Raw genomic sequence first — 12,987 nt, 5'->3', positions numbered from 1 at the left:
GCTACAACAGCTCTTTGGCCAACAGCTCCAGCGTGGTGACCCGCGCCGGCGCGATCGCGGCAGCGGTGCCGCGGTGCGCCGACGCGACCGGGTTGACCATCACCTCGTCGACACCGAATCGTGTGGCCAGCGCACGTATCTGCTCGGCGGTCTCGGCGGGTGTGCCGACGACCGCGCGCCGCAGCCCGCTGTCGACGATATGGCGCTGATCCGGTGTCAAGTGAGCGTTGTGAGCATCCTCGACGAACTGCAGCGGCCCGAGCGGTTCGCCGGTGCGAAGCCGGGCCATCATCACCAGGTTGGGCAGCATCAACGCGACTGCCTCGTCACGGGTTTCGGCCACCGCGGCGTTGACGGTCAGAAAAGTCGTCGGCTCCGCGGCCAGCTCGCTGGGCACGAACCCCGACCGGTAGGTCGCGAGCGCCTCCTCGGTCCCCTGACCGGAAAAGTGGTGAGCGAACACGTAGGGCAGCCCCTTGGCCGCCGCCAGCCGCGCGGAATACAGCGACGACCCCAGCAGCCACAGCCGCGGCTCGCTCGCCGCTGACGGCGTGGCCTTGAGCAGATAGTCCCCGTCGCGCAACTGCACCTTCACCCCGCCGCGGCTCATCATCGCCTTCACGTGGTCGAGATAGTCCGGGAACTGGTCTATGTCGCGATCGTCGCGGCCGGCCGGGCCGCGCAGCATGAATGACGTGACCGGGTCTGAGCCGGGCGCGCGGCCGATGCCGAGGTCGATGCGGCCCGGTGCGGCCGCTTCCAGCAGCGCGAACTGCTCGGCCACCGCCAGCGGCGCGTGGTTGGGCAACATCACCCCGCCCGACCCGAGCCTCAACCGCGTGGTCTGCGCGGCCAGGTAGGCGATCAGCACCGGCGGGCTGGTGGCGCCCACAGCCGGCATGTTGTGGTGTTCGGCGACCCAGTAGCGGGTGAAGCCCAGCCGGTCGGCGGTCTGCGCCACGGCGACCGTGGCCGCCAGCGCGTCGGCAGTGCTCTGGTCGGTGCGAACGGGGACGAGATCGAGCACGGAAAGGCGCACGGTGCCGTCAACGCCCGCGATCACCGGGATAGTCCTGCGATGGCCGCGGCCCGCCCGAACACGTCGTCGAGCATCGCGGTGGTCAGCTTGCCGGTGAAGGTGTTCTGCTGGCTCGGGTGGTAGCAGCCCAGCAGCACCACCTCGCCGGGTCCGGCGTGCAATGTCGCGGCCGCGCCGTGACCGAACCTCGGTTGCGGGCGGGGCACCCGGCCGCCGCCGTAGCGGACCATGTCCAGCGTCGAACGCCACGCGTAGCCGCCGAGCGCGACGATGGCCCGGACGTCGCCGCCGCCGAGCCGCCACTCCGCGGTCAGCCACGGCGCACACGCGGCCCGCTCGGCGGGCGTCGGGGAGTTGCCCGGCGGCGCGCACCGCACCGGTGCGACGATACGAATACTATTGGCCTGCAACCCATCCGCAGCGTCGACGCTGACCGGTGAGTTCACCATCCCGGCGCGGTGCAGTGCCGCAAACAGATGGTCGCCGGACCGGTCGCCGGTGAACATCCGTCCGGTCCGGTTGGCACCGTGCGCGGCCGGCGCCAACCCGACGACCAGGAGCCGCGGCCGCTCCGATCCCCATCCCGGCACCGGCCGTCCCCAGTACGGCTGGTCGGCGAAGGCCCGCCTTTTGACGACGGCGACCTCCTCCCGCCAGGCGACCAGCCGGGGACACGCCCGGCACACGCTGATCGCCGCGTCGAGTTCGGGTATCGAGCCGGCCCGGTCCGCCAGCCTGCGAACCTGCGCGGCGTCGATGGCCACCGGGGTCTGCGGCGCCCCCGGATCACCCGGCCATCCGGCGCCGGACGCAACCGGGGAATCGAACGGCCGGCCGGTACGCGGATGGACGAACACCCCACCATCGTGCATTCCCACGCCTGGCTTCGCCGTCGATCCCGGGCCGTAGCATCGACGAGGTGAGCACCCCGTGAAAAAAAACGCCCTGGTCGGCCTGATCGCCGAGCTGCCGGACGGCATGGTGGTGACCGACCCGGCGGTGATCGAGGGCTACCGACAGGACCGTGCCCTCGACCCGTCGGCGGGAAAACCGAGCGCGGTGGTCCGGCCGCGGCGCACCGACGAGGTGCAGACGGTCCTGCGCTGGGCCAGCGCGCACCGGGTCCCAGTAGTCACGCGCGGCGCGGGCAGCGGCCTGTCGGGCGGGGCGACCGCGGTCGACGACGGCATCGTGCTGTCGACGGAGAAGATGCGCGACATCGCCGTCGACCCGGTCACCCGCACCGCGGTGTGCCAGCCCGGCCTGTTCAACGCCGAGGTGAAGAAAGCCGCCGCCGAGCACGGGCTGTGGTATCCACCGGATCCGTCGTCGTATGAGATCTGCAGCATCGGCGGCAACATCGCCACCAACGCCGGCGGGCTGTGCTGCGTGAAGTACGGCGTCACCACCGACTACGTGCTCGGTGTTCAGGTGGTGCTGGCCGACGGGACCGCGGTCCGGCTGGGTGGCCCGCGGCTGAAGGACGTCGCCGGTCTCTCGCTGACCAAGCTGTTCGTCGGCAGCGAGGGCACGCTGGGCGTCATCACCGAGGTCACGCTGCGGCTGCTGCCGGCGCAACACTCCTCCAGCGTGGTCGTGGCCACCTTCGCCTCGGTGCGGGCCGCGGCCGATGCGGTGCTGGCGGTGACGTCGCGGATCCGCCCGGCCATGCTGGAGTTCATGGATTCCGCGGCCATCAACGCCGTGGAGGATCACTTCCGGATGGGGCTGGACCGCGACGCCGCCGCTCTGGTGCTCGGCGGCTCCGACGAACGCGGGCGAGCCGGCACCGAGGACGCCGAACTGATGGCCGCCGTGTTCACCGAATACGGCGCCAAAGAGGTGTTCGCCACCGACGACCCGGACGAAGGTGAGGCCTTCATCGCCGCCCGGCGGTTCGCCATCCCGGCCGTCGAAGCCACCGGCTCGCTGCTGCTGGAAGACGTCGGCGTGCCGCTGCCCGCACTAGCCGACCTGATCACCGGCATCGAGGCGATCGCCGCCGAGCGCGAGTTGACGATCTCGGTCATCGCGCACGCCGGTGACGGCAACACCCACCCGCTGATCGTCTTCGACCCCACCGATCCGGCGATGGCCCGGCGCGCCCAGGTCGCGTTCGGCGAGATCATGGACCTGGCTGTCGGGTTGGGCGGCACCATCACCGGCGAGCACGGCGTCGGGCGGTTGAAACGGCCGTGGCTGGCCGGTCAGATCGGACCGGACGCGATGGCACTGAACCGCCGCATCAAAGACGCTTTGGACCCACTGGGCATCCTCAACCCGGGAGCGGGCATCTGATCTCTGGGGCCATCTGATCTCTGGGGCCATCTGATCTCTGGGGCCATCTGATCTCTGGGGCCATCTGATCGCTGGGGCGCCCGGCGGCGCGCAGAACTGGTCGGCTGGCGGGCGGCGGCGCGCCGGACTGTCACTTCTGACCCTTGCGCACTTCATGACCCTTGCGTCTCCATCGCAGCAGGGATAGGTCGTCTGCCCGGCTCACTCGAAAATTGCGCAAAAGCCCTGGTTGGGGCTCGCGTCGAGCAGAGCTATTCGTCGAGTGTGCGGTTTGCTACGCCAGCGCCGGCGCGTCGCGTACGAAATCGCACACTCGACAGATTTTCAGGTGCTCACACCGGGGCGCAGCCCCCTTGAACGCTCGCAGCGACAACCGGGTGCCGGCCGACACCGCCCTGCTCGGTGGTCGCTACGAGCCGGGCACATCGGCACTTGCCCCGGGCCAAGGACACCAAGCACCCCCGTGGCAGCTGTGACCCCAGCCGATTGTTGACAGATCGGTCAATCCGTCGTAGGCATAAGGCATGACTGCTGTTGTGTCTCACGGGCCGTCCGCGAAGTTCGAGCTGGGCACCGCCGAGACCTGGCCCGATCCGTGGCCGATGTACCGGGCGCTGCGCGACCGCGACCCCGTGCACCACGTGATCCCGGATCGCCGACCCGAGGACGACTACTACGTGTTGTCCCGGCACGCCGACATCTGGGCGGCCGCTCGCGACCACGAGACGTTCTCCTCAGCGCAGGGTTTGACGGTCAACTATGGTGAGCTGGAACTCATTGGACTGCAAGATAATCCACCGATGGTGATGCAAGACCCGCCGGCGCACACCGAGTTTCGCAAGCTGGTGGCTCGCGGGTTCACCCCGCGACAGGTCGAGGCTGTGCAGCCCACGGTGCACGAGTTCGTCGTGCAGCGCATCGAACGGCTGCGCGGCAACGGCGGCGGGGACATCGTCGCCGAGCTGTTCAAACCTCTGCCGTCGATGGTGGTCGCGCATTACCTGGGCGTCCCGGAAGAGGACCGCGACCAGTTCGACGGCTGGACCCAGGCCATCGTCGCGGCCAGCGTCACCGAAGCCGGCTTCGCCTCCGCGGGCGACGCCATCGGGTCGATGATGGCCTACTTCACCGGGCTGATCGAGCGCCGCCGCCGCGAACCGGCCGACGACACCGTCTCGCATCTGGTCGCCGCCGGCGTGGGTGCCGACGGCGACATCGCCGGAACCCTGTCGGTGCTCGCGTTCACGTTCACCATGGTCGCCGGCGGCAACGACACCACCACCGGCATGCTGGGCGGCTCGGTGCAACTGCTGCATCAGCGGCCCGACCAGCGGCGGCTGCTCGTCGAGAATCCCGGGCTGATCCACGATGCCATCGACGAGTTGTTGCGGCTGACGTCACCGGTGCAGGGTCTGGCCCGCACCGCCACCCGCGACGTCACAATCGGCGACACCACGGTGCCGGCCGGGCGTAAAGTGCTGCTGCTGTACGGATCCGGCAACCGCGACGAACGGCAGTACGGTCCCGACGCCGGTGAACTCGACGTGCGACGGGGCCCACGCAACATCCTGACGTTCAGCCACGGTGCCCACCACTGCCTGGGCGCGGCTGCCGCCCGCATGCAGTCGCGGGTCGCGTTGACCGAACTCCTGCGGCGCTGCCCGGATTTCGAGGTCGACGAGGCGGGAATCGTGTGGTCCGGGGGCAGCTATGTGCGGCGTCCGCTGGCGGTTCCGCTGCGGGTCGGGTCCTGATGGCCGGCAACGACTGGCTGGCGGCACGTCGCGGCGAGGTGGCCGCCGACCGGATCCTCGACGCCGCCGAGGAACTGTTCACCCGGACAGACCCGAGCTCGGTGGGGATGAGCGAAATCGCCTCAGCGGCAGGCTGTTCCCGAGCGACCCTGTATCGCTATTTCGAGAACCGCGACGCATTGCGGACGGCCTACGTGCACCGCGAGGCCCGTCGGCTCGCCGAGACGGTCCAGAGCCGGATCACCGGGGTCGACAACCCGGGGGACCGTCTCGTCGCCGGGATCACCACCGCGCTCCGGCTTGTTCGCGAAAACCCGCCGCTGGCGGCATGGTTCACCGCCGCGCAGCCGCCGATCGGCGCCGAGATGGCCGACAAGTCGGAGGTGATCGCCGCGCTGGCAGCGGCGTTCGTCACCTCGCTCGGCGCCGAGGACCCGGCGGAGGTCGAACGCCGCGCGCGCTGGCTGGTTCGGGTGATCACCTCGCTGCTGATCTTCCCCGGCCGCGACGACGCCGACGAGCGGGCCATGGTCGAGGAGTTCGTCGTACCGATCGCGGCGCCCGGTGCCACGCCGGCCCGTCAGGCTCAGGTCAGCCGGGCACCCGCGTGACACGGTGCAACAACCAGGCCGCCGGAACGGTGAGTGCCGTCGTCGCCACGAACAGGCCGGCCATCGACCCGGTGTACACCGGGGAACGCACCACCTCGACCATCGCGATCTCCATCGTCACCAGATGAATCAAAAAGATCTCGTAGGAGATCTCGCCCAGCCACACCATCGGCCGGGTCGCCAGCAGGCGTGCGTACCAGCCGCGGTTGCCGAGCGCCAGCGGAGCCACCGCCAGCGCGGCGATCGCCCCGTAGAAGCCCGCTTTCACCAGCGCCTCCGCCAGACCCTGCGGCGACGTCGTCGGCGCGCCCGCTATCGGGGTGGACGCGATGACGTAACTGATCACTGCCAGCGGCACCGCGACGAACGCATAACAGCGCACCCCCATCGCCTGCAGCACCGCCAGCATCATGCCGGCCAGGAACCAGGCCAGGTAGGCGGGCGGCCACAGCCGAGCCCCGGTGGGCAACCAGTCCGTGGTGTGCACCAGCACCAGCCAGGCGGGCGTGACCGACACCAATGCCGCCAGGGCGACCAGCAGCCGCACCGGCTGCCACCGGTGCTGACACACCACGCCCAGCACCAGGTACGCCAGCAGCGGCAACACCACGTAGAAGGCGACCTCCACCGCCAGGCTCCACATCTGGGTGAGGCCCTGATGCAGATAGCTCCCCAGGTAGTTTTCGGTGTAGATCTGGGTCAACGTGAGGTTGCGGACCAACCCGACCCAGGTGTGACCGGGGTTGGGCCCCGCGCTGCGGAACTGGTAGAGCAGGAAGGCCAGCAACACGGTGACGATGTAGGCGGGCATGATGCGCCGGACACGGTGCCACGCGTAGCGGCGCAGCGACGGCGCCGGCGCGCCGACGGCAACCGAGGCGACCCACGGCCGGAACAGCAAGAACCCGGACAGCACGAAGAAGATCGGCACCCCGATCTCCATTCGCGAGCCGATCAGACCGAGGTAGCCGTGGGTGTACTTGCCGGTCGTGTAGGCCGCGTGGGTGCCGACCACCAGCAGCGCCGCAACAGCCCGGATGCCGGTGAGCGACGCGACCCGGTGCGGGCCGGAGAGCTGGTCGAGTCCGCCCCGCTCGGTGGTGGCCCCGGACAGCGTCACGCGCTGGGTTCCCGGTGCTTTGTTCCGCTCTGACGCCGGGAACCGTCCGGCAGGCGGTCCGGCTTCAGGTTGATCAACACCCCCGAAATACGTGTGCGTTCAAGCGCTTTGAGCGTCGAGCGGGGCAGCTTGGCCGGCAGCTCCACCAACGAGAAATCTCCCCCGATGGTGATGTGGCCGAAATCGCTGCGGTGCAAACCGCCCTCGTTGGCGATCGCGCCGACGATGGCCCCCGGCCCGACCTTGTGCCGCTTGCCGACCGCGATGCGGTAGGTGGCAAAACCGGCCCCCGGCCTGCGCGACGGCTTGGCCCGGTGCTCCGCGCGGCGCGGCTCAGGTGGCGGCTCCGGCCGCATCAGGAACGCTTCGCCGTCGCGGGCCTGCAGCGCCAATGCCGCGGCGATGTCGGCCATCGGAACGTCGTACTCGCGCTCGTAATCCTCGACCAGGCCGCGGAACAACTCGAGTCCCGGCGCGCCGAGAGCGTCGGTGATCGAATCGGCGAACTTCGCCACCCGCTGCGCGTTCACGTCCTCGACGCTGGGCAGTTGCGTCTCGACCAGCTTCTGTCGGGTCGCCTTCTCGATCGACGTGAGCAGATGCCGCTCTCTTGGCGAGACGAACAACACCGCGTTGCCGGACCGTCCGGCCCTGCCGGTGCGCCCGATCCGATGCACGTAGGACTCGGTGTCATGCGGGATGTCGTAGTTGAGCACGTGTGAGACGCGGTCGACATCCAACCCGCGGGCTGCCACGTCGGTGGCGACGAGGATGTCGATGCTGCCGTCGCGCAGCGCCGCGATGGTCTTCTCCCGTTGGCCCTGCGCGATGTCACCGTTGATGGCCGCCGCGGAAAACCCTCGGGCGCGCAGCTTTTCAGCGACCTCTTCGGTGGCCAGCTTGGTCCGGACGAACACGATCATCGCGTCGAACGACTCGACCTCGAGCACCCGGGTCAGCGCATCCATCTTGCGCGGTCCGGCGACCTGGATGTAGCGCTGCGAAATGTTCTCGGCGGTAGCGGTTTTGGTTTCGAATGCTACTTCCACCGGGTCGTGCAGGTACTTGGTGGTGAGCTTGCGGATCGCCGGCGGCATGGTCGCCGAGAACAGCGCCACCTGCTTGTACTCCGGGGTCTCGGACAGTATCCGCTCGACGTCCTCGGCGAAGCCCATGGTGAGCATTTCGTCGGCCTCGTCGAGCACCAGGTAGTCCACCCGGGACAGGTCCAACGTGCCCCGTTCCAGGTGGTCGATGATCCGCCCGGGGGTGCCGACCACCACCTGCGCGCCGCGTCTGAGACCGGCCAGCTGCACCGCGTAGGACGACCCGCCGTAGATCGGCAGCACGTTGACTTTCGGCAGGTGCGCGCCGTAGCGGCTGAACGCCTCGGCCACCTGCAACGCCAGCTCACGGGTCGGCGCCAGCACCAACGCCTGCGTCGCTTTGTTGGCGGTGTCGATCTTGGACAGGATCGGGATCGCGAAGGCGGCCGTTTTGCCGGTGCCGGTCTGCGCCAGCCCGACCACGTCGGAGCCGGCCAGCAACGGCGGGATGGTCGCGGCCTGAATCGCCGACGGCGACTCGTAGCCGACGTCGGCGATGCCCTGCAGCACCGCGGGGTGAATCTGCAGGTCGGAGAACGTCGGGGTGGGGTGGTCCGGGGCAGCCATTTGCAGACGGAGTCTACTGGCCGGCCATCCACGCACCCTCTTCCGCGGCCCCGCCTGCCATATCTGTGCGTCCGGTGCCAGTACGCTGCAGCGCTGTGTGGAGGCGATCAGGCGTGGCGCGAGGTATGACGGGACTGGCGGTCGCCGCACTGACCGCCGCTCTTGCCGGCGGCTGCGGGTCGGGCGACTCGACCGTCGCCAAGACGCCGCAGGCCAGCCCGGCCCAGCGCACCACGACACCCGAACGGCCGGCGCCGGCCGCGACCGCCGCCCCGCCCGGCACCGCCGAGGCGCCGGCCGACCCGTGCCCGGTCGATCTGGCAGCCCCGGCGATCGCCCGGGCTGTCTCCGAGCTGCCTCGTGACCCGCGCAGCCAGCAGCCCTGGAACCCCGAGCCGCTGGCGGGCAACTACAACGAATGCGCCCAGTTGTCGGCGGTGATCGTCAAGGCCAACACGAACGCCGAAAATCCCGACACCCGGGCGGTGATGTTCCACCTCGGTAAGTACGTCTCGCAGGGCGTGCCCGACACGTTGGGGTTCACCGGGATCGACACCTCGCAGTGCACCGGCGACACGGTGGCGCTGACCTACTCCAGCGGTATCGACGGCATAGGCGGGGTGGTGAAGTTCCACTGGAACGGCAACGGCGTGGAACTGATCGCCAACACCGGCGGCGGCTGAGCGGACCACCTACCGGCGCCGGGGCCGGCCTCAGTCCTCGCCTCGCCCTGCTACTCCCGCCGCCGCGCGCGTGTCGCCGGACTCGGGGGCGTCGGACGCGGGGGTGCCGGACGAGCCGACCATGAACAGCGCCGCGGACACCCCGAAGAGCGCGACGAACGCGGGCAGCAGCATCGACTGCGACATCGCCGCCGCGAACGGCTCACGCAGGGATTCCGGTAGCCGCAAAGCCCCGCTCCCGGAGTGCTGGGCGTGCGACCCGCCGGGCATCGGCGGCAGCTCCGCGCCGATCCGCGACGTCATGAACGCGGCGATGCCGGCACTGCCCAACACGGCGCCGACCTGCCGGGTCGTGTTGAAGACACCGGAGCCGGCGCCGGCCAGCCGGGGCGGCAGGTTGCGGGTGGCGGTGGCGGCCAGCGGCGACCAGACGAATGCGGTCCCGACACCCATCGTGACGAACGCCGCCACCAGCCGCCAGATCGGCGTGGCCGGGGTCATCTGGATGGACAGCCAGGTGAGCGCGATCGCCAGCATCGAGAAGCCGAACCCGACCACCGGCCCCGGGTGCGAGCGGTCGACGATCCTGCCCACCGCAGGGGCGAGCACACCGCTGGTGATCGCCATCGGCGCGGTCAGCAGCGCCGAGCGCGTCGGCGACAGCCCGCACACCGCCTGCGCGTAGAACATCAGCGGCAGCACCATCGCCGTGCCGGCGAAGCCGATGATCGCCACCCCGAGATTGGCCAGGCCGAAGTCGCGGTCGGCGAACATCTGCAACGGGATCAACGGCTCCCGGGTGTTGACCGACTGCCAGTAAACGAAGGCGGCGACCAACCCTGCGCCGGCCAGCAGCATCCCCCAGATCCACGGCGCCCAGCCGCCGGCCTGGCCCTGCTGCAGGGCGAAGACGACGAGAAACAAGCCGACCGCGGACAATCCGACACCGACCAGGTCGAACCGATGGGTGTGGGTGGGCAGCGCCGGGATCAGCCAGGCCGCCAGCCCCAGGCCGACGACGCCGATCGGGAGGTTGACGAAAAAGATCCATTCCCAGCCCAGCCCGTCGACCAGCAGACCACCGGCCAACGGCCCGACGAGGGTGGCGACGCCGGCCGTGGCCCCCCACACGCTCATCGCGACCCCCCGGCGCTCGGGCGGGAAGATACGCGTGATCGTCGACAGCGTCTGCGGGGTGAGCAGGGCGGCGCCGATGCCCTGGACGACCCGCGCCGCGATCAGGGTGCCGACGCTGCCCGACAGGCCGCACCACAGCGACGCGACAGTGAACACCGCCAGCCCGCCCAGGTAGAGGCGTTTCGGTCCGAGCCGGTCACCGAGCCGGCCGGCCACCAGCAGCGGAACCGCGTAGGCGAGCAGGTAGGCGCTGGTCACCCAGATCACCGTGTCATATCCGGTGCCCAGCGCGGTCATGATGCTCGGGTTGGCGACCGCGACGATGGTCGAGTCGAGCAGGATCATGAAGAACCCGACCATCATCGCCCACAGCGCGTACCAGGGATTCGCGCCGGCGGAGCGGTTCGGCGCGGCCCGGTCGCGCCGCGAGCCGCCGGCCGGAGGCCGGATCGTCGACGTGCCCATATGCTCACCTCGCCTGGAATCCCCGATGACGGTCCGGGCGGCAGCGGCCCCGCCGGGTGCCAGTCGCCCGGGCCGGATTATTCCCGGTGCGGTCGGCCCGCGGCTGCCCACCCCGCGGCCAGGGCCCACGACGCTAGCCTGGTGAGACGCTTTTGCAGATAACGGAGGCACGGATGAGCGCCCGACGGGGCAGGTCGACAACCGACCCGACGCCCGCCCCCACCAACGGGAAACCCCGAGCGTCCGCCCGCGCGTTGGCGCACGTCATCGAACGCAGTTCGCGGATTCAGGGGCCGGCGGCGAAGTCCTACGTCGACCGGCTGCGCAACGCGAACCCGGGCGCTGCCCCCGCCGCCGTCGTCTCGAAGCTGGAGAGGCGCTACCTGGCCGCGGTGACGGCCAGCGGCGCCGCGGTGGGTTCGGCGGCGGCGTTGCCGGGGATCGGCACGTTGGCCGCGCTGTCGGCGGCCGCCGCGGAGACGGCGGTGTTCGTCGAAGCCACCGCGTTCTTCGCGCTCGCGGTGGCCACGGTGTACGGCGTTCCCGCCGGCCAACGGGAACGGCGCCGGGCGCTGGTGCTGGCGGTGCTGGTCGGCGACGACAGCAAGCACGCGATGGCCGAGCTGATCGGACCGGGCCGCACCGGCGGCGCCTGGCTGGCCGAGGGCGTGGCGTCGATGCCGATCCCCGCGCTCTCGCAGCTGAATTCGCGGATGCTCAAATACGTCGTCAAGCGGTATGCGCTGCGGCGCGGCGCGCTGCTGTTCGGCAAATTGCTGCCGGTCGGCATCGGCGCCCTGGTCGGCGCCGTCGGCAACCGCATGGTGGGCAGGAAGATCGTCCGCAACGCGCGCAACGCTTTCGGCACGCCGCCGTACCGCTGGCCGGTGACGCTGCACCTGCTGCCCGCGGTCCCCGACGAATAAGTGGAGGAGTCGATATCTGAAAGAGATTCGCGTAATTCAGTGACGCGTTGGTCATAGAGTAAGGACGGTGTGGCGCAGCAGCGCGAAACACAGGTCGGCGTCGTTGCCGGCGCGTTCGAGTCCGCCGCAGGCGGCCTGCATCGCCTCGTCGGGTGTCGGAGCAGCGATTGGCCAGTTCGGTTCCTTTGACGTTGCCCCATAAGCCTTTCACCGGGTTGAGTTCTGGGGCGTAGGCGGGCAGTCGTTGCACGTGCAGCCAGGCTCGAGCGCCGGCGATGAACCCGGTCATGTCGCGGCTGCGGTGACTGGGCAGCCCGTCCCAGAGCAGAATGCCCAAAGCAGAATGCCCAAAGCAGAATGCCCAGAACAGAATGCCCAGAACAGAATGATTGTGGCGTCCTCGCCGAGCAGGGTGTGCCGTTGGCGCAGGAAGTCGATGAGGGTCTCGGGGTTGTGGGCGCCGGGCTGGGTGGCGCGCACCACCGGGGTCAGCGACCCGCCGGATTCGTCTTGGAAGACGATCCAGGCGCCGCGCGCTTTTTGTACGGGCGGCCAGTCTTGTTTGATCCAGCGGGCGACAGCCTGCTCGTCGCGTTCGGCGGCACACCGGGCCGGGCGTTGCCGAGACCAGCCCCGCTCGCGCAGCAGCCTCCATACATGACCGGGGTGATAGCGCACCCCGGTGATCGCCTCGATCACCTCGGCCACCCGCGCCGACCGCCCAGCCCGCCCGGCGCCGACCAACGCTTGCGCGCCCTGCTCCCGCCACCTCTGCTGCCAGCGCGACACGCTTTGGCAGCTCACGTTCAATCGGCGCAGAGCCTTTGGCTGCCAACGACTGTGCCGTCGCACTCGCCACGACAACAATTACCGCAGAGAATCAATTGATCGTCACTCGATAACACGAAGTTCTTTCGGCAGTTCGGCGTACGCTATGACACCTACCGTCGCCGTTGGATCGTCGACGTTGACGACTTCGCAAACACCGATGCTTTGTCCGTCGAAGTGATTGCGCCGCAGTATGATTCACTGCTCGACTGGCGGTTACCCGCGCCGGTAAACGTTGTTGCCGCTGGCGGGGTCTGGACGAGTGTGGTCATCGACTCCGGTAGCGCCATGGTTCCGACTGATGCCGAGGGGGGCTGCGCGTCACCGCAACGTGGGGATGGCCGACTGTCCCGCCGACCAACAAGCTCGCGACGTTGATCCAAGCATCCCGGTTGTTCGGTCACGACAAAAACAACCCGCCGCAGCGCAACTGGTTTTCGTGGACTCGACACG

Annotated in this window: 10 protein-coding genes and 1 pseudogene; 5 read left to right on the top strand and 6 right to left on the bottom strand. The window is 69.6% G+C overall.

Annotation, left to right across the window (positions count from 1 at the left end; all coding sequences use genetic code 11):
• Position 1: 1 nt before the first annotated feature.
• Entirely contained in the window at positions 2-1,039 is a 1,038-nt protein-coding gene (locus ABDW21_RS03720; RefSeq protein ID WP_343600125.1) for an LLM class flavin-dependent oxidoreductase, read from the bottom strand.
• Positions 1,040-1,059: 20 nt separating this feature from the next.
• On the bottom strand, positions 1,060-1,911 hold the full coding sequence (locus ABDW21_RS03715) for a uracil-DNA glycosylase (protein WP_343600123.1): 852 nt from the start codon (positions 1,909-1,911) through the stop codon (positions 1,060-1,062).
• A gap of 106 nt (positions 1,912-2,017) precedes the next feature.
• Between ABDW21_RS03715 and ABDW21_RS03710 the strand changes: the two genes are divergently transcribed.
• The 3 genes from ABDW21_RS03710 (at position 2,018) to ABDW21_RS03700 (ending at position 5,702) form a co-directional block, all read left to right on the top strand.
• A complete protein-coding gene (locus ABDW21_RS03710; RefSeq protein WP_343600121.1) occupies positions 2,018-3,337 on the top strand; it encodes an FAD-linked oxidase C-terminal domain-containing protein in 1,320 nt (439 codons plus the stop codon).
• Positions 3,338-3,861: 524 nt separating this feature from the next.
• Entirely contained in the window at positions 3,862-5,091 is a 1,230-nt protein-coding gene (locus ABDW21_RS03705; RefSeq protein WP_343600088.1) for a cytochrome P450, read from the top strand.
• Entirely contained in the window at positions 5,091-5,702 is a 612-nt protein-coding gene (locus ABDW21_RS03700; protein WP_343600087.1) for a helix-turn-helix domain-containing protein, read from the top strand. The genes ABDW21_RS03705 and ABDW21_RS03700 overlap by 1 nt, the downstream gene beginning before the upstream one ends.
• On the opposite strand, the gene ABDW21_RS03695 is transcribed toward ABDW21_RS03700, so the two are convergent.
• Both ABDW21_RS03695 and ABDW21_RS03690 read right to left on the bottom strand, forming a co-directional pair.
• The gene (locus ABDW21_RS03695; RefSeq protein ID WP_343600086.1) at positions 5,683-6,822 is read right to left on the bottom strand and encodes an acyltransferase; all 1,140 of its coding nucleotides are present in this window, start codon (positions 6,820-6,822) and stop codon (positions 5,683-5,685) included. The genes ABDW21_RS03700 and ABDW21_RS03695 overlap by 20 nt on opposite strands.
• Positions 6,819-8,495, bottom strand: coding sequence for a DEAD/DEAH box helicase (locus tag ABDW21_RS03690; RefSeq protein ID WP_343600085.1), 1,677 nt, complete (start codon positions 8,493-8,495; stop codon positions 6,819-6,821). Before ABDW21_RS03690 ends, ABDW21_RS03695 begins: the two co-directional genes overlap by 4 nt.
• Before the next feature lie 125 nt (positions 8,496-8,620).
• Here ABDW21_RS03690 and ABDW21_RS03685 point away from each other — a divergent pair, with 125 nt between their 5' ends.
• Positions 8,621-9,178, top strand: a complete 558-nt coding sequence (locus ABDW21_RS03685) for an LppP/LprE family lipoprotein (RefSeq protein WP_343710074.1) — start codon at positions 8,621-8,623, stop codon at positions 9,176-9,178.
• A gap of 114 nt (positions 9,179-9,292) precedes the next feature.
• Here ABDW21_RS03685 and ABDW21_RS03680 read toward each other — a convergent pair.
• Positions 9,293-10,780, bottom strand: a pseudogene (locus tag ABDW21_RS03680) (DHA2 family efflux MFS transporter permease subunit); the annotation flags it as partial.
• 173 nt (positions 10,781-10,953) lie between these two features.
• On the opposite strand from ABDW21_RS03680, the gene ABDW21_RS03675 reads away from it, so the two are divergent.
• Positions 10,954-11,706, top strand: coding sequence for a hypothetical protein (locus ABDW21_RS03675; protein ID WP_343600081.1), 753 nt, complete (start codon positions 10,954-10,956; stop codon positions 11,704-11,706).
• A 285-nt stretch (positions 11,707-11,991) separates the two neighbouring features.
• On the opposite strand, the gene ABDW21_RS03670 is transcribed toward ABDW21_RS03675, so the two are convergent.
• The gene (locus ABDW21_RS03670) at positions 11,992-12,495 is read right to left on the bottom strand and encodes a winged helix-turn-helix domain-containing protein (RefSeq protein ID WP_343710073.1); all 504 of its coding nucleotides are present in this window, start codon (positions 12,493-12,495) and stop codon (positions 11,992-11,994) included.
• Between the last annotated feature and the right edge of the window lie 492 nt (positions 12,496-12,987).

Source organism: Mycobacterium sp. (assembly GCF_039583805.1).
GTDB lineage: Bacteria > Actinomycetota > Actinomycetes > Mycobacteriales > Mycobacteriaceae > Mycobacterium.
This window is presented reverse-complemented; position numbering and strand designations above follow the sequence as displayed.